25 protein-coding genes are annotated in these 22,993 nt (G+C 71.4%); 9 read left to right on the forward strand and 16 right to left on the reverse strand.

Going from position 1 to position 22,993, the window contains the following annotated elements; all coding sequences use genetic code 11:
- The first annotated feature begins 34 nt into the window (after window positions 1–34).
- Window positions 35–1,144: a citrate synthase gene (locus LL239_RS03410; protein WP_228162045.1), complete on the forward strand. Its 1,110-nt coding sequence runs from the start codon at window positions 35–37 to the stop codon at window positions 1,142–1,144.
- Between the two features lie 43 nt (window positions 1,145–1,187).
- Here LL239_RS03410 and LL239_RS03415 read toward each other — a convergent pair whose 3' ends face one another.
- From LL239_RS03415 to LL239_RS17985, 4 genes are all read right to left on the reverse strand, one after another.
- Entirely contained in the window at window positions 1,188–1,562 is a 375-nt protein-coding gene (locus LL239_RS03415; protein WP_228162046.1) for a hypothetical protein, read from the reverse strand.
- Between the two features lie 140 nt (window positions 1,563–1,702).
- Window positions 1,703–2,455, reverse strand: coding sequence for an SDR family NAD(P)-dependent oxidoreductase (locus tag LL239_RS03420; protein ID WP_228162047.1), 753 nt, complete (start codon window positions 2,453–2,455; stop codon window positions 1,703–1,705).
- Between the two features lie 315 nt (window positions 2,456–2,770).
- Complete coding sequence (locus tag LL239_RS03425) at window positions 2,771–3,331, reverse strand: helix-turn-helix domain-containing protein (protein WP_228162048.1); 561 nt, start codon at window positions 3,329–3,331, stop codon at window positions 2,771–2,773.
- Window positions 3,328–3,867, reverse strand: a complete 540-nt coding sequence (locus LL239_RS17985; RefSeq protein WP_228162049.1) for a helix-turn-helix transcriptional regulator — start codon at window positions 3,865–3,867, stop codon at window positions 3,328–3,330. Before LL239_RS17985 ends, LL239_RS03425 begins: the two co-directional genes overlap by 4 nt.
- A gap of 113 nt (window positions 3,868–3,980) precedes the next feature.
- On the opposite strand from LL239_RS17985, the gene LL239_RS03435 reads away from it, so the two are divergent.
- Window positions 3,981–5,348 carry an NtaA/DmoA family FMN-dependent monooxygenase gene (locus LL239_RS03435; protein ID WP_228162050.1) on the forward strand — a complete coding sequence of 456 codons (1,368 nt, stop codon included), beginning with the start codon at window positions 3,981–3,983 and terminating at the stop codon, window positions 5,346–5,348.
- A gap of 214 nt (window positions 5,349–5,562) precedes the next feature.
- Here the strand turns inward: LL239_RS03435 and LL239_RS03440 are convergent, their stop codons facing one another.
- On the reverse strand, window positions 5,563–6,279 hold the full coding sequence (locus LL239_RS03440; RefSeq protein ID WP_228162051.1) for an SDR family oxidoreductase: 717 nt from the start codon (window positions 6,277–6,279) through the stop codon (window positions 5,563–5,565).
- A gap of 85 nt (window positions 6,280–6,364) precedes the next feature.
- On the opposite strand from LL239_RS03440, the gene LL239_RS03445 reads away from it, so the two are divergent.
- The 3 genes from LL239_RS03445 (at window position 6,365) to LL239_RS03455 (ending at window position 8,465) form a co-directional block, all read left to right on the forward strand.
- Window positions 6,365–6,931, forward strand: coding sequence for a TetR/AcrR family transcriptional regulator (locus LL239_RS03445; protein ID WP_228162052.1), 567 nt, complete (start codon window positions 6,365–6,367; stop codon window positions 6,929–6,931).
- Window positions 6,932–7,103: 172 nt separating this feature from the next.
- On the forward strand, window positions 7,104–7,469 hold the full coding sequence (locus LL239_RS03450) for an ArsR/SmtB family transcription factor (RefSeq protein WP_228162053.1): 366 nt from the start codon (window positions 7,104–7,106) through the stop codon (window positions 7,467–7,469).
- Window positions 7,470–7,487: 18 nt separating this feature from the next.
- Window positions 7,488–8,465 (forward strand): SRPBCC family protein, encoded by a 978-nt coding sequence (locus LL239_RS03455; protein WP_228162054.1) that lies wholly within the window; start codon window positions 7,488–7,490, stop codon window positions 8,463–8,465.
- 44 nt (window positions 8,466–8,509) lie between these two features.
- Here the strand turns inward: LL239_RS03455 and LL239_RS03460 are convergent, their stop codons facing one another.
- The 10 genes from LL239_RS03460 to LL239_RS03505 form a co-directional block, all read right to left on the reverse strand.
- Window positions 8,510–8,953 carry an iron chaperone gene (locus LL239_RS03460; protein ID WP_228162055.1) on the reverse strand — a complete coding sequence of 148 codons (444 nt, stop codon included), beginning with the start codon at window positions 8,951–8,953 and terminating at the stop codon, window positions 8,510–8,512.
- 406 nt (window positions 8,954–9,359) lie between these two features.
- A complete protein-coding gene (sufU, locus tag LL239_RS03465) occupies window positions 9,360–9,815 on the reverse strand; it encodes a Fe-S cluster assembly sulfur transfer protein SufU (protein WP_228162056.1) in 456 nt (151 codons plus the stop codon).
- Window positions 9,812–11,059: an aminotransferase class V-fold PLP-dependent enzyme gene (locus LL239_RS03470; RefSeq protein ID WP_228162057.1), complete on the reverse strand. Its 1,248-nt coding sequence runs from the start codon at window positions 11,057–11,059 to the stop codon at window positions 9,812–9,814. Before LL239_RS03470 ends, sufU begins: the two co-directional genes overlap by 4 nt.
- Before the next feature lie 304 nt (window positions 11,060–11,363).
- A complete protein-coding gene (locus tag LL239_RS03475) occupies window positions 11,364–12,035 on the reverse strand; it encodes a response regulator (RefSeq protein ID WP_228162058.1) in 672 nt (223 codons plus the stop codon).
- Window positions 12,032–14,554 (reverse strand): DUF4118 domain-containing protein, encoded by a 2,523-nt coding sequence (locus LL239_RS03480; protein ID WP_228162059.1) that lies wholly within the window; start codon window positions 14,552–14,554, stop codon window positions 12,032–12,034. The genes LL239_RS03475 and LL239_RS03480 overlap by 4 nt, the downstream gene beginning before the upstream one ends.
- A 161-nt stretch (window positions 14,555–14,715) precedes the next feature.
- Window positions 14,716–15,300 carry a potassium-transporting ATPase subunit KdpC gene (kdpC, locus tag LL239_RS03485; protein ID WP_228162060.1) on the reverse strand — a complete coding sequence of 195 codons (585 nt, stop codon included), beginning with the start codon at window positions 15,298–15,300 and terminating at the stop codon, window positions 14,716–14,718.
- An 11-nt stretch (window positions 15,301–15,311) separates the two neighbouring features.
- Window positions 15,312–17,450 (reverse strand): potassium-transporting ATPase subunit KdpB, encoded by a 2,139-nt coding sequence (gene kdpB, locus LL239_RS03490; protein WP_228162061.1) that lies wholly within the window; start codon window positions 17,448–17,450, stop codon window positions 15,312–15,314.
- Window positions 17,450–19,135 (reverse strand): potassium-transporting ATPase subunit KdpA, encoded by a 1,686-nt coding sequence (kdpA, locus tag LL239_RS03495; protein ID WP_228162062.1) that lies wholly within the window; start codon window positions 19,133–19,135, stop codon window positions 17,450–17,452. The genes kdpB and kdpA overlap by 1 nt, the downstream gene beginning before the upstream one ends.
- Window positions 19,135–19,215, reverse strand: coding sequence for a potassium-transporting ATPase subunit F (locus LL239_RS03500; protein ID WP_228162322.1), 81 nt, complete (start codon window positions 19,213–19,215; stop codon window positions 19,135–19,137). Before LL239_RS03500 ends, kdpA begins: the two co-directional genes overlap by 1 nt.
- A complete protein-coding gene (locus LL239_RS03505) occupies window positions 19,212–19,373 on the reverse strand; it encodes a hypothetical protein (protein ID WP_228162335.1) in 162 nt (53 codons plus the stop codon). The genes LL239_RS03500 and LL239_RS03505 overlap by 4 nt, the downstream gene beginning before the upstream one ends.
- 455 nt (window positions 19,374–19,828) lie before the next feature.
- Here LL239_RS03505 and LL239_RS03510 point away from each other — a divergent pair, with 455 nt between their 5' ends.
- From LL239_RS03510 to LL239_RS03525, 4 genes are all read left to right on the forward strand, one after another.
- On the forward strand, window positions 19,829–20,158 hold the full coding sequence (locus tag LL239_RS03510) for a PadR family transcriptional regulator (RefSeq protein ID WP_228162063.1): 330 nt from the start codon (window positions 19,829–19,831) through the stop codon (window positions 20,156–20,158).
- Window position 20,159: 1 nt separating this feature from the next.
- On the forward strand, window positions 20,160–20,519 hold the full coding sequence (locus LL239_RS03515; protein WP_228162064.1) for a DUF1048 domain-containing protein: 360 nt from the start codon (window positions 20,160–20,162) through the stop codon (window positions 20,517–20,519).
- A gap of 87 nt (window positions 20,520–20,606) precedes the next feature.
- Window positions 20,607–21,395, forward strand: a complete 789-nt coding sequence (locus LL239_RS03520; RefSeq protein WP_228162065.1) for an ABC transporter ATP-binding protein — start codon at window positions 20,607–20,609, stop codon at window positions 21,393–21,395.
- Entirely contained in the window at window positions 21,392–22,153 is a 762-nt protein-coding gene (locus LL239_RS03525) for an ABC transporter permease (RefSeq protein WP_228162066.1), read from the forward strand. The genes LL239_RS03520 and LL239_RS03525 overlap by 4 nt, the downstream gene beginning before the upstream one ends.
- Window positions 22,154–22,314: 161 nt before the next feature.
- Here the strand turns inward: LL239_RS03525 and LL239_RS03530 are convergent, their stop codons facing one another.
- Complete coding sequence (locus tag LL239_RS03530) at window positions 22,315–22,680, reverse strand: PLD nuclease N-terminal domain-containing protein (protein WP_228162067.1); 366 nt, start codon at window positions 22,678–22,680, stop codon at window positions 22,315–22,317.
- Between the last annotated feature and the right edge of the window lie 313 nt (window positions 22,681–22,993).

Raw genomic sequence — 22,993 nt, forward strand, 5'->3', positions numbered from 1 at the left:
GACGATGAGAACGTCATGTTCGCACACTGAGCGCATGAGCGAGCTGATCGATGCGCCCCGGGGACTGACCGGGGTGGTGGCCGCCGAAACGTCCATCGGCGACGTGGACGGCGCTGCCGGGATGTACCACTACCGCGGGTATCCGGCGGTCGACTTGGCGCGCGCGCACTCCTTCGAAGACGTGTGGCATCTGCTCGTCGTAGGGGAGCTCCCGGATGCCACGACCCGCGGCTCCTTCCTCGACCGGGTCGCGGCGGCCGCTGCGGACCCCGCCGTCGCCGGAGTCGTCGAGACCGTCGCGGCCCGCACCGGCGATCCGCTGACCGGGCTGCGCTCGGCCTGGCCGCTCCTGGCATCCGCTCGGGCGACCCGCCCGCTCTACGACCTCGATGAGGACGCCCGGCTGGACGACGCGGTCGCGTTCGCCGCGGTCGCCCCGCGCGTGATCGCGGCGGTGGCCCGCGGATCGGACCCCGGCCCGACGGGCGGCGACCTCGTCGCCGACTACCTGGCCGCACTCACCGGCATCCGTCCCGATCCCGCCCACGAGCGCGCGCTCACGGCGTATCTGATCGCCGCGATGGATCACGGCTTCAACGCCTCGACGTTCACCGCACGGGTCATCGCCTCGACGGGTGCGGACATGGCGGCCTGCCTCACGGGGGCACTCGGCGCGCTGTCCGGTCCGTTGCACGGCGGGGCCCCGGCGAGGGCGCTGGAGAGCCTCGACCGTGCGGGCGACGACCCCGAGTCGTGGATCCGCGGCGAGCTCGCTGCGGGTCGTCGCCTGATGGGCTTCGGGCACGCGGTGTACCGCACGACCGACCCGCGCTCCGCGCTGCTCCGGGCCGTGGCCGAGGGCTTCGGCGGACCGCGGGTCCGGCAGGCGCTGGCGTTCCAGGACACCGCGGAGAGACTCCTCGCCGCGCACAAGCCCGACCGGCCGCTGCACGCCAACGTCGAGTTCTACGCCGCCGTCGTGATGGAGGAGTGCGGGATCCCTCCCGAGATGTTCACGCCCACGTTCGCGCTCGCCCGCACGGTGGGATGGACGGCGCACGTGCTCGAGCAGGCGCGCGACCCCAAGATCATCCGGCCGTCCGCGCGGTACGTCGGCCGACCGGTGAGCCGTCGGGGCGCATAGCGGGCGCGAGGACGCAGGGCGGCCTGTGCGAGCGCTTCGGCCGTCAGCTCAAGAAGTCGGCGCTGCTGAAGAACCCGATCGAGATCGACAGCAGGAAGGCCGCGACGCCCGAGATGAAGCCGGCCGCGGCGAGCTCCCGTGCCATCCGGGCGTTCAGGCTCAGGATGCCGGTCACGAACGACACGATCGCCAGAGCCCAGATGCCGAACTGGATCCACAGGAACCGGTCGAACTCGGCGACCGCGCTGACCGACACCAGGAAGATGTGCCAGCTCACGACGATCACGCCGGTGACGATGGCGATGACCGACACCGCGCGCAGGTCGCCGCGCGGCGTCGGCGGTGCCGGCGGTTGATCCCGCGGCGGCACGTGCATCCCCGGCTCGAGGGAGTCGGGGAGTTCGTCGTCGGCGGGCATGGGTCGATCCTCGCAGGTTCGTCGGCGCCCCGGGAGGGGCGCCTCGCGCATCGGGCGCGCTGCCGGAACGAGTTCGAGGAGCGCACGGCGGCGCCGCGCGGCCAGGACGTCTCGGGGCCCGGGCCGCGCGGCATCCGGGATCAGAGGGCGGTGTAGCCTCCGTCGACCAGGTGGTAGCTGCCGGTGACGAAGCTGGCGGCGTCGCTGGCAAGGAAGGCGATGAGGTGGGCGACCTCGTCGGGCTTGCCCAGGCGGCCGATGGGGTGCTTGCTCACGAGGAACTCCTTGACGTCGTCGCCGACGGCGTCGAGCAGCGGGGTGTCGATGAAGCCGGGGCCCACCGAGTTCACGCGCACGCCCTGCGCCGAGTACTCCAGCGCGGCCGTCTTGGTCATGCCGACGACGGCGTGCTTGGCGGCGACGTAGGCGGGCGAGGTGGCGAAGCCGACGCTGCCGAGGATCGACGCGATGTTCACGACCGAGCCGCCGCCGTTGGCGAGGATCGAGGGGATCTGCGCCTTCATGTTGCGGAACACCGCGTTCAGGTTGATCGCGATGACCTTGTCCCACGCCTCGTCGGTGTACTCCGCGGTCGGGGCGGCGGCGCCGCCGATGCCGGCGTTGTTGACGCCGATGCGCAGGGGCGCCAGGGTGTTCGCCAGCTCGACCGACGATGCGATCCAGTCGCTGTCGGTGGCGTCGCCGACGGATGCCTCGGCGGTGCCGCCGGCCGCGCGGATCTCCTCGACGACCTTGTCCGCGTTGTCGCCGTTGAGGTCGTTCACGACCACGGCGGCCCCGTTCTGGGCCAGGAGCAGCGCGGTCGAGCGTCCGATTCCGCTGCCCGCTCCCGTCACGATCGCCGAACGGTTCGCTACGTCGTACTGAGCCATGGTGGCCTTCTTCCCGGGCGGGCGCGGTGCCGGGAGATCTTCTCGGACGGTCCGTCCTTGTCCTTCGAGCCTACGCCCGCGTGAGACAGATAGATGCGTATGAATAGAAATTGGCCGGAGTGCAACAAGGACCTCCGGCGTCCACCGCGCGCGGCGTGACCTCAGCGATCCGCGCCGGATCAGTGGCATCCGGGGTCTGGCGAGTGAGGTTGTGCAGATCACGGAGCTTGCTCGTCCCCCCGGCCGCCCGCGCCGTGCCGCAGCGGTTCGCCCCTTGCAGTTACGCCCGATCGACCGCGACGTTTCCGATTCGTTTCAGTTATCTGTGGATGCCACGGACCGGTGTCCGGTGCGTGCGGTGACGACCTGGGCCACCAACGGCTCCGTCGTCGCGGCGGAGAACCGGTGCGGCGACGTCGCGTCGATCCACACCACGTCCCCCGCGCTCAGGGGGAGGATCTGCTCGCCGACGGCGAGCTCGCCGCGTCCGGAGATGACGTAGATCACGTCCTCTCCCGCGTGCTGGAACGACCGTTCCTCGGCGTGCCCCGCGGGAACGGAGACCTCGTAGGCCTCCAGGCGCGCCTCGGCGGGGGCGGGAAGGGCGCGCAGGCGGGCGCCCCGCCCGGTCTCGTCGTGACCGTCGCGGGTGCCGGCCCCATCGGACAGGAAGCGCGCGGGCGGCACCCCGAGCGCCTCGGCGAGCTGATAGAGCGTGGCGACGCTCGCGCGCACGCGCCCGTTCTCGATGTTGGAGAGGGTCGGCTGCGAGATCCCCGCGAGCCCGGCGAGCTGACGGGTGGTCAGCTGTCGCTCACGTCGTGCGGCCCGCACCGCATCCGCGATGCGCCGGTCGATCGGCTCGGTGTCGCTCACGACCACTCTCCTCCCGTGGTGGCCACGATCAGGATGTCGGCACCGCTCGAGCCCGCGTGCAGCCGGTGCGGGACGCCGCCGTCGACCCAGATCGCGTCGCCCGCCGCGAGAGCGCGTGGCGCCTCCGACTCCCGCAGGAGCGCCGCGTCCCCTCGCAGCACACGGACGATCTCCTCGCCCGAGTGGAGGCGGGGACGCGCCTCGCGTTCGTGGGGCTCGAGAGTGAGGCGGAGGGCGTGAAGCAGCCGTCCGGGGGTCGGATGCGCGTCGGCATCCGGGTGCGGGAGCTCGTCGATCGTCGTGGCATCGACCTTCTCCGGCGACCGGAGGAGCTCATCCGAGGGGACGTCGAGCGCCTCGGCGAGGAGGGCGAGCGTGCGCAGACTCGGGAAGATCCGGCCGTTCTCGATGTTCGACACGAACGGCTGCGACGTGCCGATGAGGCCCGAGAGGTCGCGCATGGAGAGGCCGAGCGCGCGACGCCGCGCCCGCACCGCCGCGCCGATCGCGGTCGCCGGCCTCTGCTCGTCGCTCACTTCTCGAGGATACGGGGCGCCTCGCCCCGATGCCCGGAGCGCGCGAGAGGCGTTGCAAAGCGATTTGTTTTAGTTATCATCGACACGTCGTCGTCCTTTCGGTCAGGAGTTCCATGAGCAAGCACCTCATCCTCGGCGCGTTCGAGGAGTTCACGCCCAACTTCATCGGCAACGCCTGGCACCACCCCCGAGCGAACACGCGTGGCTTCGCGACCCTGGAGTACTGGCGCGAGCTCGTGGCGACCGTCGAGGAGGGCGGGTTCGACTTCGTCTTCCTCGCCGAAGCGATCGGTTACCCGATGAACGATGCGGGCGAGGTTCCCGAAGCGGTGATCCGTGAGGCGGTGCAGGTCCCGGTGCACGACCCCGTGGCGCTCATGTCGGCGCTCGCTGCGATGGTTCCGCGGATCGGCCTGGTCGTCACGGCATCCACGACCGCTCAGCGCCCCCTGCTGAACGCGCGGACCTTCGCGACGCTCGACCACCTCAGCGAGGGGCGCATGGGGTGGAACATCGTCACGAGCGACAACCAGCAGGCCCTCGTGCGGCTCCTGGGGCTGGACGGGATCACCCCGCACGACGAGCGCTACGCCCGGGCGCAGGAGTTCGTCGACCTCTCGCTGCGGCTGTGGCAGGAGGGCTGGGACGACGACGCGATCTTGGCGGACAAGGCGAGCAAGACCTGGGCCGACCCGGCCAAGGTGCACCGCATCCAGCACGACGGGCGCTACTTCCGCTTCGACGGATACTTCCCGGCGATTCCGTCGCCGCAGCGCACGCCCACCCTGTTCCAGGCCGGCACGTCGGCTGCGGGCACGACCTTCGCCGCCGGGTACGCGGAGTGCGTCTTCACGCAGGATCGCGAGACCGCCCGCGCCGCGCGCTCGGTGCGCACCCTGCGCGAGAAGGCGGTCGCGGCCGGACGCCCCGCCGACTCGATCTCGGTCATCAACGGCGCCAGCTTCGTCGTCGGCGACACGGATGCCGAGGCCCACCGCCTGCGCGACGAGCTGAACCGCACGCCCACCCGCGAAGCCGCGGCGGCCCTGTTCCTCGGGTGGTCGGGTGTCGACCTGTCGCTCCTCGACCCCGACGCGACGCTGGACGACGTCGCCACCGAGGTCGGCCAGACGACGGTGAACCTGTGGCGGAATCCCGACGGCGTCAGTCCGACCGTCGGCGAGGTGCTCGACATGCTGCCGTCGACGATCGGTGGCGTGAAGTTCACCGGCACCGCGCAGAGCATCGCCGACCAGGTGGAGGCCTTCGTCGCCGAGACGGACGTCGACGGCTTCCTCATCGAGAACTGGTACGGCGGTGCCGAGGGCTACGTCGACGTCATCCGGGAGGTGCTGCCCGAGCTGCGCTCGCGCGGCCTGCTGCCCGACGAACCACGTCGGGGCACGCTCCGCGAGATGCTCACCGGATCCGGTCCGCACCTGCCCGCCTGGCATCCCGGGAGTCGCGCCGCGCGCGGCTGAACTCCCGGAGGGTGCACCGCGCGGGCGGGGGTGCTGTCCCGTCCTGCGGGTCCTCGTTAGACACGCCGGTTCGGGATGCCGTGGCTCGGCGCGTCGGTCGGCGGACTCCGCGCGGCGGTCCGGGCCCGGCATCCGCCCGACGACCCGGGCTGCGAGGTGGCACCCCGGAGCCGTTCGCGGGCTGCCGTGATCGCTCCGGCCCGGGCGCCCGCGCTCAGCCGCCGAGGGCCGCGAAGATCTGCTCGTAACGCTGCGCGGGTCCGAGGTTCAGGCCGGACTTGACGAAGGCCGCCCAGTCGTCGGCCAGCACCTCTTGCGCGCCCGACTCGACCGCGTCGAGGGCGGCGCCGGCCAGGGCGATCGGCGCGATCTTCGGACCGGGGACCCCGTCGGACATGTCGGTGTCGACCAGACCCATGTGCACCGCCACGACATGCGTCGCCTGCGGTGCCAGCTCCAGGCGCGTGCTGTCGGTCAGCGCCCACGCCGCCGCCTTGGAGGCCGCGTAGGCGCCGGTCATCGGCGTCGCGAACCACGACAGCGCGGAGACCACGTTGACGATCGCCCCGCCGCCGTTGCGGGCGAGCACCGGCGCGAACGCGCGGATCATCCGCAGGGGGCCGAAGAAGTTCGTCTCCATCTCGCGCCGGATGCTCGCCTCGTCTCCGGTCACCAGGGGTGAGCCGGTGGAGATGCCCGCGTTGTTGACGAGGACGTGCACGTCTCCCGCGATGTCGGCCGCCGCCGCGATCTGCGCCGCGTCGGTGACGTCCAGCCGGACGCGCTCGACGTCGTCGGCCGTGATGCTGTCGATGTCGCGGGCGCCCGCGTAGATCTTGGCGGCACCGCGCCGCTTCGCCTCCTCGACGAATGCCGCTCCGATGCCGCGGTTCGCTCCGGTGATGAGGATGTTCCGACCTTCGATGTTCACGAGGCGGACCTTTCTGTAGTGATCGCTATGAATGTAGGCGACCGTAACAGAGTTCTGTAGCGATCGTTAATGATAGAGTCCGAGGGTGACCGGACGACCGCGCAGCTTCGACCGCGACGCTGCGCTCGCGGTGGCCGTCGAGCTGTTCTGGCGTCAGGGGTTCGACCGCACGTCGATCGCCGAACTGACCGAGGCGACGGGGGTGAATCCGCCGAGTCTGTACGCGGCGTTCGGTGACAAGAAGTCGCTCTTCGAAGAGGCCGCGGGCGTCTACTTCGCGCGGACGTGCGAAGGGTTCGACGCGGCGGCGGCCCTGCCCGATACGCGGACGGCGATGGCGCGCGTGCTGGACGACACCGCTCGCGCCCATACCGACACCACGACGCCGCCGGGATGCCTCCTGCTCACCGAGCCGCGCCTGTCGCTCCAGCGTGCGGCGCTGCACGACAGGCTTCGACGGCGGTTGGATCAAGGCGTGCGGGACGGCGACCTCCCCGCCGCGACCGACACCGACGCGCTCGCAACGTACTTCCTCGCCGTTCTCCGCGGCATGTCTGGGTTGGCCCGCGACGGCGGCACTTTCGACGAGGTGCGCGCCGTCGGGGCGACGGCATTGGCCGTCCTGCCGCCGTCGCCGCACGCGGGGGACTGACTCTCCGCTTCGTCGGAACTCAGCCCGACCCCCCTGGTCGGGCCGTGGATGCCTCGCCGTCGCGCGATCGGTCGCCCGGCGTCGCCGCGGAGATGGGCGGCGTGCGGCCCTGGGGGATCGTGTGCGGAGAGATGGTTGCCACCGCGCGCGCCCGCTGCTAACGTGCAACCAAATGGTTGAACGAACTGCTCCCACCGACGTCGAGATCGACCGCGTGTTCCATGCGCTGGCCGACGCGACGCGGCGCGACATCGTCCGGCGGACGCTGGTCGCCGAGCAGTCGGTGTCGGCGCTGGCCGCGGGCTACGCGATGTCGTTCGCGGCCGTGTCGAAGCACGTCGGAGTGCTCGTCGAAGCCGGACTCGTCCGCAAACGCGCCGAGGGGAGGGAGCGTCTCGTGAGCGCCGAACCCGAGGCCATCGCGCGCGTGCAGCGACTCCTCCGCTCCTACGAAGACCTCTGGCGCGGGCGCATCGACCGCCTCGACGCCCTCCTCACCGAAGACCCGGATGCCACGGCATCCAGCCAGCCGAACTGAGAAACGAAGGAGTCCCTCATGCCCGTCACCTCTATCGAGAGCGATGTCGAATCGCTCACCATGACGCTCGTCGCCGACTTCCCGGTCCCGCCGGAGCGGTTGTGGGCGGTGTTCACCGACCCGCGTCAGCTCGAGCGGTTCTGGGGCCCTCCCGGCTACCCGGCCACGTTCGACGTCTTCGACTTCACGCCCGGCGGGTGGGCGAAGTACCACATGACCTCGCCGCAGGGCGAGCGATACGGCGGGGCGTGGAAGTTCGTCTCGATCGACCCGCCGCGGGGGTTCGAGGTCATCGACGCCTTCGCCGACGAGAACGGCGAGCCGAACGACGACATGCCGTCGATGCGCATGGTGTTCTCGTTCGACGCGACGCCCGACGGGTCGCGGCTGACGAACACGAGCTACTTCGCCTCGGCCGAGGCGCTCGACCAGGTCGTGGCGATGGGTGCCGTCGAGGGGTCGCGGCTGGCGATGAATCAGCTCGACGCCGTCCTGCAGGACCTGCGCTCGTACGCCCAGGGCAAGGGCACGCAGCTCGAGGTGCTCGACGACCAGCACGTGCGCATCACGCGGCTCATCGATGGTCCGCGCGATCTCGTGTGGCGCGCGCACACCGATCCCGACCTGATGCGACGGTGGCTGCTGGGCCCCGACGGCTGGCGGATGACCGAGTGCGAGATCGGCGACACCGTCGGCGCGCCCTACCGCACGGCGTGGGCGCCCGAGCCCGGCACCGAGGGTGAGGCGTTCGGCTTCGACGGTGAGGTGTTGTTGATCGACGCGCCGCGCCGCGTGGTGCAGACCGAGCGCATGACCGGCACCGATCTGCCGTCGACGACGAATGACCTGTCGCTCTACGAGGAGGACGGCGTGACGCTCCTGACGCTCCTCATCGAGTATCCGGATGCCGCCACCCGCGACGCCGTGCTCGCCACGGGCATGATCGACGGGATGGAGGCCAGCTACCGCCGGCTCGAGGGCGTGCTCGTCGGCTGAGACGGCATGCCGGGACTCGGCGCCGCGGAGGGTGCGGCGCCGAGTCAGGCCGCGGGAGCCGCGCGGCGCACGAGCTCGCGGATCTTCTGTTCGACTTCGGGCGTGACCTCGAGCACCGCGTACGACACCGGCCACATCGGTCCGTCGTCGAGCTGCGCCGTCTCGTCGAAGCTCACCGTGCCGTAGCGGGTCTTGAACTTCGAGGCGGGCTGGAAGAACACGACGACCTTGCCGTCCTTCGCGTACGCCGGGAAGCCGTAGAAGGTCTTCGGGTTCAGGTGCGGCGCCTCCTCGAGCACGATCACGTGCACGCGCTCCGCGATCGCGCGGTCACTGCCCTCGAGCTTGTCGATCGCGTCGAGGCAGGCCTGGTTCTCCTTCTCGAGCTTCGCCGCGCCCTTCAGGCCCTTCATGGACCGCAGCTCCTCGGCACGCTGCTGCATCGCCGCTCGTTCTTCGTCGCTGAATCCCGCTCCGCTGGCCGCCATGGCATCCGTCCTTCCGGTGTCGTCGCTCCGCAGAATAGCGCCGCCCGCCCACACTCGCTCAGTGATTCGCGTTCGCTCCGTCGTCGTGCCGTGGATGCCGCTGAGGTTGTGCGGATCGCTGAGCTTGTGCCGGGGGCGATCCGGCGCACTGCGCGCGGCGTGGGGGTGCGGCGCAGGTTCAGTGATTCGCGTTCGCTCAGTCGTGGTGCCGTGGATGCGGCTGAGGTTGTGCGGATCGCTGAGCTTGTGCGGCGCCCCGGAGGCGCGGGGCGGGGTGCGGCGCAGCCTCGGTAATTCGCGCGGGGTGAGTTGCCGGGGGGTGGATGCCGCTGAGGTTGTGCGGATCGCTGAGGTTGTGCCGCATCGCGAGGGCGTGCGGAGTGCTCAGCTACGGCTCGGGGGGGGGTCAGGCCTGGCGGAGCCCCTCCTCGAGCGCGACCCACGCGAGCATCGCGCACTTCACGCGGGCGGTGTACTTCGAGACGCCGGAGAGGGCCGCGGCGTCGCCGAAGGTCTCCTCGTCGAGGGTGATCTGGCCGCGTGAACGCAGGGCTTCGCGGAACTTCGAGATGAGCTCCTCGGCGTCGGCCTTCGGCATCCCGTCGTCCCCGCCGTCCTCGTCGAGCAGGGCGACGAGCATCGACGCCGAGGCCTGTGAGATCGAGCAGCCCGCGCCCTCCCAGCTGACGGATGCCACCCGGTCACCGTCGACGTCGACCCGCAGCGTGATCTCGTCACCGCAGATCGGGTTGCGCTGGTGCACGGTGGCGCTGTGGGCGCCGGGTTCGGCCAGTCCGAAACCGCGGCGGTTCTTCGAATGATCGAGGATCAGCTCCTGGTACAGCGACTCCAGCCCGCTCATGCCACCGCCCCCACGCCGAAGAAGCTGCGGACGCCGGAGACGGCATCCAGGAAGGTGTCGATCTCCTCGGCGGTGGTGTGGATCGCGGCGCTCGCGCGCACCGACGCCGTCAGTCCGAAGCGGCGGTGCAGCGGCTGGGCGCAGTGGTGCCCGACGCGCACGGCGACGCCACGGCTGTCGAGGAACTGGCCCACATCGTGCGCGTGGACGCCCTCGACGTCGAAGGCCTGCAGGGCGACGCGGTCGGCGGCATCCGTGTCTCCGAGCAGACGGATGCCATCGATCGAGCGCAGTCCTTCTCGCATGCGCCGCTCGAGCGCGGCCTCGTGCGCGTGGGCGGCGTCGCGGTCGAGGCCGCCGAACCAGCGCACGGCGGCGGCGAGAGCCACGGCCTGCGAGACCGGCTGCGTGCCCGGCTCGAAACGCTGCGGCGGAGGGAGGAACTCGGCCTTCTCGAGCGTGACCGTCGTGATCATGGACCCGCCGGTGGTGAAGGGCGGGAGGGAGTCGAGCACCTCGTCGCGGCCCCAGAGCCCGCCGATCGCATACGGACCGAAGATCTTGTGGCCGGAGAAGACGGCCAGGTCGACGCCGGATGCCGGGAGGTCGAGGCGCAGGTGCGGTGCCGACTGGCACGCATCGAGCACCGTCAGCGCGCCGACGCTCTTCGCGAGGGCGACGAGTTCGGCGACCGGGTTCACGATGCCGAGGACGTTCGACACGTGCGGGAAGGCGACGACCTTGGTGCGCGCGCCGATGAGCTCGGCCGCGGCCGCGAGGTCGAGGGTGCCGTCGTCGTGCACCGGGATGTGGCGCAGGCGCGCCCCGGTACGGGCGGCGAGCTCCTGCCACGGGATGAGGTTCGCGTGGTGCTCGGCTTCGGTGACCACGATCTCGTCGCCCTCGCGCAGGCTCCCGGCATAGCCGAGCGAACCGGCGACGAGGTTGAGGCCGGCCGTCGCGCCCGAGGTCCAGACGAGCTGCTCGGGCTCTGCGCCGACGAAGCCGGCGACGGTGGCGCGGGCGTCTTCGAACAGCTCGGTCGCCTCCGCCGCGAGGGAGTGCGCGCCGCGGTGGACGGCGGAGTTCGCGCGCTCGAGGAATTCGCGCTCGGCATCGAGCACGGCGCGCGGCTTCTGGCTCGTCGCTGCGGAGTCGAGATAGACCAGCGGCCGACCGTCGACCTCGGTGCCGAGGATCGGGAACTCGGCGCGCACGGCGGCCACGTCGAAGGGGAGTGTCACCCCTCCAGGCTACGCCGCGGCGCGTGAGCGCGGGTGGGGCCGGACGGGCGGCGCCGCGGGTTCGGGACGCCGCGGGTTCGCGGCGCCGCGGGTTCGGGACGCCGCGGGTTCGGGACGCCGCGGGTTCGGAGCTCCCCGTGCCGGGCTCCGGAGTTTTCGCGCTGGCGCGGGCCGGATGCCGCGTTCAGGCGCCACCACAGCAGAATTCTCCGGAGTCCGGCACAGGTCGACGGCGGCGCCGACCCTGCCCGGCCGAACGGCGACCTCGTCGCGAGCCCGGCATGGCCGCGAGCCGGCCCAGGGGCTACAGCACCAGGCGGTAGCCCATCCCCTGCTCGGTGAGCAGGTGCGCCGGCGCCGAGGGCTCCGCCTCGAGCTTCTTGCGCAGCTGCGACATGTACAGGCGGAGATAGCCGCTGTCGGCGACCTGTTCGCTGGCCCAGATCTCCTTCAACAGCGTCTGCCGCGTCACGAGCGAGCCGGGGTGGCGGGCGAGGAACTCCAGCATCCGCCACTCGGTCGGGGTGAGGTGCACGCGGGCTCCGGCGCGCGTGACGGCCTTGGCGGCCAGGTCGACCTCGACGTCGCCGAACCGGACGACCGACTCGCCGCCGGAGGGGACCGAGCGCCGCGCGTGCACCCGCAGCCGCGCGAGCAGCTCGTCGATCTGGAACGGCTTGGTGACGTAGTCGTCGGCGCCGGCGTCGAGCGCCTCGACCTTGTCGGCCGAGCCCGTGCGTCCGGAGACGACGATGATCGGTGCCGTCGTCCACCCCCGCAGCGCCTCGATCACCCGCACGCCATCGAGGTGCGGCATCCCGAGGTCGAGGAGCACGATGTCGGGGTGCGCCTGGGCGGCGAGCGTGATCGCCGCAGCGCCGTCGGCTGCGGCGACGACGTCGTAGCCGTGCGCGACGAGGGTGATGCGCAGCGCCCGGACGAGCTGCGGGTCGTCGTCGGCGATCAGAACCTTCACGGCGTCTCCCTCGCGATTCCGGATGCCACGGCCCCCGCGCTCTCCACGGGCAGGGCGATCACCATGGTGAGTCCGCCGCCGGGGGTGTCCTCGGGTGTCAGCGTGCCGCCCATCCCCTCGGCGAAGCCCCGCGACAGGGCCAGCCCGAGGCCCAGCCCGACGGTGTTGTCCGTGTCGCCGAGGCGCTGGAAGGGCGCGAACATGTCGCCGCGGCGCTCGGGCGCGACGCCGGGGCCGTGATCGATGACGCGGATCTGCGCCACCTCCCCGAGTCTGCTCGTCGCGACGCGGGCGGGCTGTCCCCCGGGAGTGAAGCGCACGGCGTTGCTCAGCACGTTCACGAGCACGCGCTGCAGCAGCACCGGGTCGGCGCGCAGCGCGGGCAGGTCGGGGTCGAGGGCCAGTTCGACGTCGGCGGGACCGAGGTCCAGTTCGTCGAGCGCCGACAGCACGACGTCCGCGGCGTCGACCGGGGCCAGCGACACCGCGAGCACTCCGGCCTGCACGCGACTGACGTCCAGCAGGTCCGTGACGAGCACCGACAGCGTGGCCAGGCTCTCGTCGGCGGTCTCCAGAAGTTCGCGCCGATCCTCGGCGGAGAGGTGGTCGCCGGCGGCACGCAGACCCCCCAGCGCGGCGACGGCGGCGGCGAGTGGCCGGCGCAGGTCGTGGCTCACCGCCGAGAGCAGGGCGCTGCGTACCTGGTCCGTTTCGGCGAGCACCCCGGCCTCCGCGGCGGTCTCGGCGAGATCGGTGCGCTCCAAGGCGGCGGCGAGCTGCGCGACGACGACGTCGAGGAGACGCCGCTCGGTGGCATCCAGGTCTCGGCCGTGCAGCTCGAGTCGGGCCCGCCCATCGCCGACGCGCAGCTCGACGCGGCGGCCGTCGCGGAGCGGTTCGCCGTCCGTGCCGAGGACGGTTCCGTCGGATGCCACCAGCCGCACGCCCGCGAGGCCGAACGCTTCGCGGGCGCGGCTGACCAGCGCCGGCACAGCACTCTCCCCGCGCAGGACGCTGCCGGCCACCGTGGCGAGCAGTTCGGACTCGGCCGCGGCCCGTCTCGCGGCGCGCGCCCGGCGAGCCGCCTGGTCGACCACGACGCTGACGAGTACCGCGATGATGACGTACAACACCAGCGACAGCGCGTGGTCGGGGTCGTCGATCGTGACGGTGTACAGCGGCTCGATGAAGAGGAAGTCGAGGGTCAGCCCCGACAGCACGGCCGCGAAGACCGCGGGCCAGATGCCTCCGATGAGCGAGACGACCACCACCAGCAGCTGGTACGCGAGGACGTCGGTCGTGATGGAGTCCTCGGTGCCGGTAGCGATCAGCAGCCACGACAGCAGCGGACCTCCCGCCAGGGCGGTGACGAATCCGAGGATGCGCCGCTTGGCGCTCAGGGCGGGGCCGGTGAGGCGAGGCAGCGTGAAGCGCCCGCCGGCGCGCGCGTGGTTGACGATGTGGACGTCGATGTCGCCGGAGAGACGGATGACGGTCGCGCCGATGCCGGGGCCGGTCAGGGCCGCGCCGAGGCGTCCCCGACGGCTCACGCCGATGACCAGCTGCGAGGCGTTCACCGAGCGGGCGAAGTCGACGAGGGCGGCGGCCACGTCGTCGCCGACGACCTGGTGATAGGTGCCTCCGAGAGACTCGACGAGCGCGCGCTGGGCGGCCAGGGCGCCGGGCTCTTCGCCGCGCAGGCCGTCCTGCGTGGAGACGTGGACCGCGAGCAGCTCCCCGCCCGCCGAGCGCGCCGCGATGCGCGCGCCCCGACGCAGGAGCGTCTCGCCCTCGGCGCCACCGGTGAGCGCGACGACGACCCGCTCGCGGGCTTGCCACGACCCCTCGATGCCCTGTTCGACGCGGTACCGCTGCAGGGCCGAGTCGACCTCGTCGGCGAGCCACAGCAGAGCGAGCTCGCGCAGTGCCGTGAGGTTGCCGAGCCGGAAGTAGTTCGACAGCGCCGCGTCGATGCGTTCGGCGGGGTAGACGAACCCGGCGGCGAGTCGGTCGCGCAGCGACTGCGGGGCGAGGTCGACGACCTCGATCTGATCGGCGGCGCGGACGATGGCATCCGGAACCGTCTCCCGCTGAACAACGCCGGTGATCTTCTCGACGACATCGCCGAGCGAGGCGATGTGCTGCACGTTGACGGTCGTGATGACGTCGATGCCCGCGTCGAGGAGCGTCTCGACGTCCTGCCACCGCTTCTCGTGCGCCGAGCCGGGGGCGTTGGTGTGCGCGAGCTCGTCGACCAGGGCGATTCGCGGATGCCGCGCGAGCACGGCATCCAGGTCCATCTCGGAGAGGTCGACGCCGCGGTGCGCCACCGTCCGGCGCGGCACGACCTCGAGGCCCTCGGCCTGGGCAGCGGTGGCGGCCCGCCCGTGCGTCTCGACGATCGCGATCACGACGTCGTGCCCCTCAGCGGCGAGACGGCGTCCCTCCTCGAGCATCTCGTAGGTCTTGCCGACGCCCGGCGCGGCCCCGAGCAGCACCCGGAGACGCCCGCGCCTCACGCCGCGCTCCCGCGCGCCCCGCTCCGTCGCGCCACGCTCCGCGTGCCGAGTGTCCAAGACACGCCGTATCGGCTTGCGCCGTGCGGCGTGTCTTGGACACTCGAGAGGGGTGCGGACGCGGCGGTGTCCGGGAGGGGACGCATGTCAGCGATTCTCGCGCGTCATCGGGCGTCCAGCGCGCGATTGAGCTCGAGCACGTTCACGCGCGGGTCGCCCAGGAACCCCAGGTCCCGCGGCAGCGTGTGCTCCGCGACGAGAGCCTCGACCTCGGACACCGGGATGCCACGGGCCTCGGCGACCCGCGCGACCTGGCGCTGGGCGTTCGCGACGGAGATGTCGGGGTCCAGGCCGGAGGCCGAGGAGGTCACCGCGTCGGCGGGGATCGCGCCCGGGCCGTTCAGCGCCTCGAACGCGGAACGGGCCTCCGAGATCGAGGCGACGAGGTCGTCGTTCTCCGGCCCGAGGTTCGACCCGGTCGAGGCGGCGGCGTCGTACGAGGCGGCGGACGGACGCGACTGGAAATACTGCGGCAGCGCCTGGCCGTCGGCATCCTGGAACGACTGCCCGGTCAGCGACGAGCCGACGACGGTGCCGTCCGCGGACCGCACGAGCGAGCCGTTCGCCTGGGCGGGCAGGGCGAGCTGGCCGATCCCGGTGATCAGCAGCATGTACCCGACGCCGAGGAGCACGGTGAAGACGAGCATCGCGCGGACGGCGACGCCGGCGGTACGCAGAGTGGTGCGCATGACGGGGCCTTTCAGAATCCCGGGAGCAGGCTCACGACGAGGTCGATGAGCTTGATGCCGATGAAGGGGACGAGGATGCCGCCGAGCCCGTACACGAGCAGGTTGCGGCTGAGGATGCTCGACGCGCTCGCCGCGCGGTAGGTCACACCTCGGAGCGCCAGGGGGATGAGCACGATGATGACGATCGCGTTGAAGATGATCGCGCTCAGCACCGCGGATGCCGGCGACGACAGCTGCATCACGTTCAGCACCGCGAGCCCGGGGAAGACCCCCAGGAACATGGCCGGGATGATCGCGAAGTACTTCGCGATGTCGTTCGCGAGCGAGAACGTCGTGAGCGCGCCGCGGGTGATCAGCAGCTGTTTGCCGATGCGGACGATGTCGATGAGCTTCGTCGGGTCGCTGTCGAGGTCGACCATGTTGCCGGCCTCCTTCGCGGCCGACGTGCCCGTGTTCATCGCCACGCCCACGTCGGCCTGCGCGAGGGCGGGGGCGTCGTTCGTGCCGTCGCCGGTCATGGCGACGAGGTTGCCGCCCTCCTGCTCGCGGCGGATGAGGGCGAGCTTGTCCTCGGGCGTGGCCTCGGCGAGGTAGTCGTCGACGCCGGCCTCGGCGGCGATCGCCTTCGCCGTGAGCGGGTTGTCGCCGGTGATCATGACGGTCCGGATCCCCATGGCCCGCAGCTCCCCGAACCGCTCCCGGAGGCCGTCTTTGACGACGTCCTTGAGGTGGATCACGCCGAGCACGCGGCCTTCGCCCGCGGGCGTGAGGGTGGCGACGACCAGCGGGGTACCGCCGGACTGGGCGATGGCATCCGTCTCGTCCTGCAGGTGCGCGCGCAGCGCCTCGGGAACGGGGGATCCGGATGCCGCGAGCCACGCCACCACGGCGGACGCGGCGCCCTTTCGCACCTGCGTGCCGTCGGCGAGGTCGAGGCCGCTCATGCGGGTCTGGGCCGTGAACGGCACGGGCTCCGCGTCGCGGGGCAGCTCGGCGACGATTCCCTGGGCCGCGGCGAGCTCGACCACCGACGTCCCCTCGGGGGTGGGGTCGGCCTGTGACGACAGCGACGCGTACTCCGCGAGGAGCGGCCCCCCGATGCCGTCCAGGGGCACGAACGCGGACGCGCGCCGGTTGCCGTACGTGATCGTGCCGGTCTTGTCGAGCAGCAGCGTCGTCACGTCGCCCGCGGCCTCGACCGCGCGGCCCGACATCGCCAGGACGTTCCGCTGCACCAGCCGGTCCATGCCGGCGATGCCGATCGCGCTCAGCAGCGCACCGATCGTCGTGGGGATCAGGCACACGAGCAGCGCCACCAGCACCGGGATCGACACCGGCGAGGCGGCGTACGAGGCGATGGGGTTCAGCACCAACACGACGACGACGAACACGATCGACAGGCTCGCCAGCAGGATGTTCAGCGCGATCTCATTCGGTGTGCGCTGCCGCGACGCGCCCTCGACGAGCGCGATCATCCGGTCGACGAACGTCTCGCCCGGCTTCGACGTGATGCGCACGACGATCCGGTCGCTGAGGACGCGCGTGCCGCCCGTGACGGCGCTGCGGTCGCCGCCGGACTCGCGCACGACCGGCGCAGACTCGCCCGTGATCGCCGACTCGTCGACGGTCGCGATCCCCGCGATGATGTCGCCGTCGCCGGGGATCAGCTGCCCCACCTCGACGAGCACGACGTCACCGACCCGGAGGTCGCCGGAGGGCACGTCTTCTGTGGGGGCATCGGATGCCAGCGGGTCCGCGGCGGAGTACGCGGTGACGCGGCGGGCCGTGGTGGTCGTCCGCGTCTTGCGCAGCGTCGCGGCCTGCGCCTTGCCGCGCCCCTCGGCCACCGACTCGGCGATGTTCGCGAAGAACACGGTGAGCCACAGCCAGATCGCGATGCCCCACGTGAACCCGAACGGCAGCGAGGCGTCGCCGCCGCCGAGGAACGGCTCGGTGAGCGCGATGAGGGTGGTGAGGGCGGCTCCCACCCACACGAGGAACATCACGGGGTTGCGCCACTGCGACGCGGGGTTGAGCTTCTTGGCGGCTCCGGGGAGCGCGGCGACGATCTGCGCGGCGCTGAACGCGCGGCGCGGAGCGGCCGGGGTCGGGGCCTCGGCCGGCGCCGGGGCGTGGGTGAGCGTGGACATCAGCGCGTAAGTCCTTCGGCGAGGGGTCCCAGGGTGAGGACCGGGAAGTAGGTGAGGGCGGTGACGATCACCGCGACGCCGGCGAGGAGCCCGGCGAACTGCGGGCGGTGCGTCGGCAGGGTTCCGGCGGTGGCGGGCACGGCATCCTGGGCCGCGAGGGATCCGGCGAGGGCCAGCACGAACACGATCGGCAAGAACCGGCCGAGGAGCATCGCGACCGCCAGCGCCGTGTTGAACCACGGGGTGTTCGCGGTGAGTCCTGCGAACGCCGAGCCGTTGTTGTTCGACGCCGACGTGAAGGCATACAGCACCTCGCTCAGGCCGTGCACGCCAGGGTTGAGGATCGAGGTGCCCTCGACATCGCTCCGGATGCCGGGGATCGCGAAGCTCAGGGCGGTTCCGGCCAGCACGAGCGTCGGCGTGACGAGGATGTACAGGCTTGCGAGCTTGATCTCGCGCGGCCCGAGCTTCTTGCCGAGGTATTCGGGCGTCCGGCCGATGAGCAGTCCGCCGACGAACACCGCGATGATCGCGAGGATCAGCATGCCGTACAGGCCCGAGCCGACGCCGCCCGGCGCGATCTCGCCGAGCATCATGTTGATCATCGGCATCATGCCGCCGAGCGCCGTGTAGCTGTCGTGCATCGAGTTCACGGCGCCGGTCGAGGTGAGCGTGCTGGTCGTGCCGAACAGCGTCGAGCCGAAGATGCCGAACCGCACCTCCTTGCCCTCCATCGGGCCGCCCGCGAGCTGCGGGGCCGTGCCCGCCCCGGCGGACTCCGCCCACGTGAGCAGAGCCGCGGATGCCACGAAGATCGCGGCCATCACTCCCAGGATCGTGGAGCCCTGGCGGTCGTCGCCGACGATGCGGCCGAACGCACGGGGGAGCGAGAACGGGATGACGAGCATCAGGAAGATCTCGAACAGGTTCGTCCACGGCGCGGGGTTCTCGAACGGGTGCGCCGAGTTGACGTTGAAGAACCCGCCGCCGTTGGTGCCGAGGAGCTTGATCGCCTCCTGGGATGCCACCGGCCCGCCGGGGATCGCCTGGGCCGCGCCCGCGAGGGTCGTGGCATCCGTGAATCCGCTCAGGTTTTGGATCACGCCGCCCGCGAGCAGGACGACCGCGGCGACGATCGAGAACGGCAGCAGCAGCCGGTAGGTGCCGCGGACGAGGTCGACCCAGAAGTTGCCGATCACACCGCTGCGGCGATAGGCGAAGCCGCGGACGAGCGCGACGGCGACGGCGATGCCGACCGCCGCGGAGACGAAGTTCTGCACCGTCAGGGCGGCGAACTGCACCGTGTAGCCGAGCGTCGTCTCGCCCGAGTACGACTGCCAGTTGGTGTTCGTGACGAACGAGATCGCAGTGTTGAACGACAGCGCCTCGCCCGGGGCGTCGAGGCCGAGCGCGAACGGCAGCAGCGGCTGGAGGCGCATGATCGTGTACACGAACATGACTCCGGCGGCGGAGAACAGCAGCACCGACCGTAGGTACGCCTGCCAGGTCTGGGCGCCGCGCGGGTCGACGCCGAGGAGGCGATAGGTGCCGTGCTCGACCGCGAGGTGGCGCTCGCCGGTGTAGATGCGGGCGATGTAGTCGCCGAGCGGGCGGTAGGCCACGCCCAGGGCGACGATGAGCGTGAGGCTGGTCAGGACGACGGACCAGACGGTTCCGGCATCCATCAGAACTTCTCGGGGCGGACGAGGGCGATCACGAGGTAGACCACGGCGGCGATGGCGAGGACGGCGGCCAGGACGCTCATGCGGCGTCGCTCCCGGGCGTGGGGTCTTGCGCGGCGGCGGGCGGTTGAGTGCCGCGGGCGGGGGAACCGGCCGGGCCGAGGTTCTCCACCCCCCGGGCGACGAGGGCGACCAGCGCGAAGAGCGCCAGGATCGCGACGAGGGAGACGACATCGAGCACGATGACTCCAGTTCGGGAGCTTCCGCGCGACTGCTGTGGCGCGGGCGCCGCAGGGCGGCACGTGTGTCGATGCAACTCCTGTGCGCGGTGGCATCCCACGGTCCTTACGGTTTCCCTACGGTGCGCCCGCGGACCCATACGCGGCGCTTACGCGGCGACCGCGTACACAACGCAGGATTCCCGCGGCCCCGGACCTGCTGACACCCGACGTTCCGCGGACCCGACGCCGGGTCTCCTTCGTCGTGCATCGCCCGCCTCGCGTCGAGCTCGCCGCCGTCGCGCGAAGTGGGGCGGTCGGGGCTGCCATCCGAGGGTCAGTGTCCACTGGCACACGGTTCGTGCGGCCCTCCGTCCGCGTGTCCTGGACACCAGACCACCCGCCTCACTATTCGCTGTTGCTAGGTACTGGTACTCAGTGTTACTTTGTAGCGGTAGTCAACGTTGAGGAGTACCGCATGGCGAGACAAGACACCGAGATGCTCAAGGGGGTTCTCGAGGGCGTGGTCCTGGCGGTCCTCGCGCGGCGGCCGGCGTACGGCTACGAGATCACCGCCGACCTTCGCGACCGGGGTTTCACCGACCTCGCCGAGGGCACGGTCTACGCGATCCTCGTCCGCATCGAGCAGCGGGGTCTCGTGGACGTCGAGAAGGTGGCATCCGAAAAGGGGCCACCACGCAAGGTCTTCACCCTCAACGACACCGGGCGAGAAAAGCTCGCCGAATTCTGGACCACTTGGGGCCTGCTCGCCGACCGGCTCGAGCAGCTCCGCGACGAAGGGAACTGACATGGCCTGGTACGAGAAGATCCTCGGCGACCTGAGCGCCAAGAAGCAGTGGCGGGAGTATCGCCGCCGTCTCGACGCCCTCCCGGCCCCCTACAGGCAGGCGGGCCGCGCGCTCGAGCGGTACGTGCTGAACCTCGGGCCCACCGACGACAGCGACGCGCTCATCCGCATGGTCACCGACCTCGCCGACCTGCTCGAGCAGGCCGCAGCCGTTGACACCCCCATCCGTGATCTGACCGGCGACGAGCCGTCGGTGTTCGCCGAGGAGTTCATGGCGAACTACGGCGACGGCAGCTGGATCGGACGCGAGCGCGCACGCCTCGCCCGCGCGATCGACGAGGCGGCACGCTCCCAGCGCTGAACCACACGCCTCGACCGCCCTCCGGAACCGGCTGACCGGAGGCGCTGGCTTCGTGCGCCCATCGGCCGACCCACCGAGAGGAACACCATGCCCACCATTCACACCGGTCCCGCCATCCGCGTGCGGAACCTCACCAAGTCCTACGGCGACGTGCGCGTGCTCGACGGCGTCGACCTGGACGTCGAGCGCGGCAGCATCGTCGCGCTCCTCGGCTCCAACGGCGCCGGGAAGACGACGGCCGTCCGCATCCTGTCGACCCTGCTCCGCGCCGACGGAGGGACTGCGGCCATCGTCGGAGCCGACGTTGCGTCGCAGGCCGCGAGAGTGCGCGCGTCCATCAGCCTCACGGGGCAGTTCGCGGCCATCGACGAAGTCCTGACCGGCCGCGAGAACCTCATGCTCATCGCGCGCCTACGCCACCTACCCGACCCGGACGCAGCGGCCGACGCGCTGCTCGCCCGCTTTTCGTTGACGGATGCCGCGCGCCGGGCGGCATCCACGTACTCCGGCGGCATGCGCCGACGCCTCGACATCGCCATGAGCCTCGTCGGCGCACCGGCCGTCGTCTTCCTCGACGAACCGACGACGGGACTCGACCCCCAGGGGCGCCTGGAGGTGTGGGATGCCGTGCGTTCCCTCGCCGCGTCCGGCACCACCGTGCTGCTCACGACCCAATACCTCGACGAAGCGGAGAACCTCGCCGACCGCATCGCGATCCTGCACGGGGGGCGGATCATCGCCGAGGGCACCCTCGCCGACCTCCGCGAGTTGTTCCCGCCGACGACCGTCGAGTACGTCGAGAAGCAGCCCACCCTTGAGGAGATCTTCCTCGCCATCGTCGGTTCCGCCGACCCGCTCGACACGGAGGAGTCATGACCACGCACGCCCTGTCCGACACCGCAGCCCTTACCGGCCGCTCGCTGCGGCACATCGTCCGCAGCCCCGACACGATCGTGACCACCGCGATCATGCCGGTCGCCATCATGCTGCTGTTCGTCTTCGTCCTGGGTGGCGCCGTCGACACCGGTGGCACCGCTTACGTGGACTTCTTGCTTCCCGGCATCCTGCTCATCACCGTGGCATCCGGCATCGCCTACACCGCCTACCGCGTGTTCCTCGATGTGCGCGGGGGCATCGTGGAGCGGTTCCGCTCCCTGCCGATCGCGCCGGCGAGCGTCCTCTGGGGACACGTGCTCACGTCGCTGCTGGCGAACGCGGTGTCTCTCGCACTCGTGATCGGGGTGGCGTTGCTCGTCGGCTTCCGGTCGGGCGCCTCGATCCTCGCGTGGGTGGGGGTCGTCGGCATCCTGATGGCGTACACGCTCGCCCTGACCTGGGTCGCGGTGGTGGCTGGTCTCGCGGCGAAGACCATCGACGGCGCCAGCGCATTCAGCTACCCGCTGATCTTCCTGCCGTTCGTGAGCTCGGCCTTCGCACCCACCGGTACCATGCCCGGTCCCGTGCGCTGGTTCGCCGAGAACCAGCCCGTGACCTCGCTCGTGGATGCCATCCGCGCCCTGCTCGGGCAGCAGCCCGTCGGCGCGGGCGTGTGGGTGGCTCTGGCCTGGTGCGCGGGCATCCTCGCGGTCGCGTGGATCGTCGCGGTGGCGCTGTTCCGGCGGTCGGGGCGCTGAGGCTGGCCTCGGTCCGCCCGCCGTTGCGCCGGACGGGAGGGGTGCTGTAACCCCGGTTCAGTGTCCAAGACACGCGGGTCGCGTCGCCGGGCGTCCGTGTGTCTTGGACACTCAACGGGGTGGGCGGCGCGGGGGAGCGCCGGGGGCGGGATGCCGCGGGCTCAGGCGGGGGCGTCGCCCTCGGTGCGGCGGCGGCGCACCTGCTCCTCGAGATCGGCGAGGTACATCTCGCGCTCGAGGTCGGCGATCTGCTGCTCGGTCGTCCGCGCGTCGTGGGCGCGGGGCGCCGGGGCCGGCTCGGCATCCTTCTGCCAACGCCGAGGGTCGCCGAACGACATCGGCTCGCCGCGCTGCTCCCACTCGCGGCCGATCGTGAACCACAGGATCGACCCGATCAGCGGCAGCAGCACGATGAAGAACACCCACGCGAACTTCGGCATGTGTTTGACCTGGTCGTCGCGGCGAGTGATGGCGTCGATCAGCGCGACCACCATGACGGCCAGGGTGAGCACGGCGAGGATCGGCATGGCATCCACCCTGTCGTACGGATTCCCGCCCGGCAAGGTTCCGCCCACACCCCGGTGCCCCGGTGCCCCGGTGCCCGGTGCCCCGGTGCCCCGGTGCCCCGGTGCCCGGTGCCCCGGTGCCCGGTGCCCCGGTGCCCGGTGCCCCGGTGCCCGGTGAGGCGTGCCGAACTCCGGAGTTATCGCGCGTCAGCCTCGCGGACATGGGTCGTTCTGTTGCGGAGGCCGCCGTTTCTCCGGAGTTCGGCACGCCCCTCGCCGGAGCGGCACGGCCCCGGCCGGAGTTCAGCGCGGCCCCCGTCCCAGCAGGCCGGTG

Origin of the sequence: Microbacterium testaceum (assembly GCF_020781835.1) — a bacterium.
Taxonomy (GTDB): Bacteria; Actinomycetota; Actinomycetes; order Actinomycetales; family Microbacteriaceae; genus Microbacterium; species Microbacterium testaceum_H.

Coding starts and splice junctions, on each gene's coding strand:
- LL239_RS03410 (WP_228162045.1), top strand. CDS start 35: ATGAGCGAGCTGATCGATGCGCCCCGGGGACTGACCGGGGTGGTGGCC.
- LL239_RS03415 (WP_228162046.1), bottom strand. CDS start 1,562: ATGCCCGCCGACGACGAACTCCCCGACTCCCTCGAGCCGGGGATGCAC.
- LL239_RS03420 (WP_228162047.1), bottom strand. CDS start 2,455: ATGGCTCAGTACGACGTAGCGAACCGTTCGGCGATCGTGACGGGAGCG.
- LL239_RS03435 (WP_228162050.1), top strand. CDS start 3,981: ATGAGCAAGCACCTCATCCTCGGCGCGTTCGAGGAGTTCACGCCCAAC.
- LL239_RS03450 (WP_228162053.1), top strand. CDS start 7,104: ATGGTTGAACGAACTGCTCCCACCGACGTCGAGATCGACCGCGTGTTC.
- LL239_RS03455 (WP_228162054.1), top strand. CDS start 7,488: ATGCCCGTCACCTCTATCGAGAGCGATGTCGAATCGCTCACCATGACG.
- LL239_RS03460 (WP_228162055.1), bottom strand. CDS start 8,953: ATGGCGGCCAGCGGAGCGGGATTCAGCGACGAAGAACGAGCGGCGATG.
- sufU (WP_228162056.1), bottom strand. CDS start 9,815: ATGAGCGGGCTGGAGTCGCTGTACCAGGAGCTGATCCTCGATCATTCG.
- kdpC (WP_228162060.1), bottom strand. CDS start 15,300: ATGCGCACCACTCTGCGTACCGCCGGCGTCGCCGTCCGCGCGATGCTC.
- kdpB (WP_228162061.1), bottom strand. CDS start 17,450: ATGTCCACGCTCACCCACGCCCCGGCGCCGGCCGAGGCCCCGACCCCG.
- kdpA (WP_228162062.1), bottom strand. CDS start 19,135: ATGGATGCCGGAACCGTCTGGTCCGTCGTCCTGACCAGCCTCACGCTC.
- LL239_RS03500 (WP_228162322.1), bottom strand. CDS start 19,215: ATGAGCGTCCTGGCCGCCGTCCTCGCCATCGCCGCCGTGGTCTACCTC.
- LL239_RS03510 (WP_228162063.1), top strand. CDS start 19,829: ATGGCGAGACAAGACACCGAGATGCTCAAGGGGGTTCTCGAGGGCGTG.
- LL239_RS03515 (WP_228162064.1), top strand. CDS start 20,160: ATGGCCTGGTACGAGAAGATCCTCGGCGACCTGAGCGCCAAGAAGCAG.
- LL239_RS03520 (WP_228162065.1), top strand. CDS start 20,607: ATGCCCACCATTCACACCGGTCCCGCCATCCGCGTGCGGAACCTCACC.
- LL239_RS03525 (WP_228162066.1), top strand. CDS start 21,392: ATGACCACGCACGCCCTGTCCGACACCGCAGCCCTTACCGGCCGCTCG.
- LL239_RS03530 (WP_228162067.1), bottom strand. CDS start 22,680: ATGCCGATCCTCGCCGTGCTCACCCTGGCCGTCATGGTGGTCGCGCTG.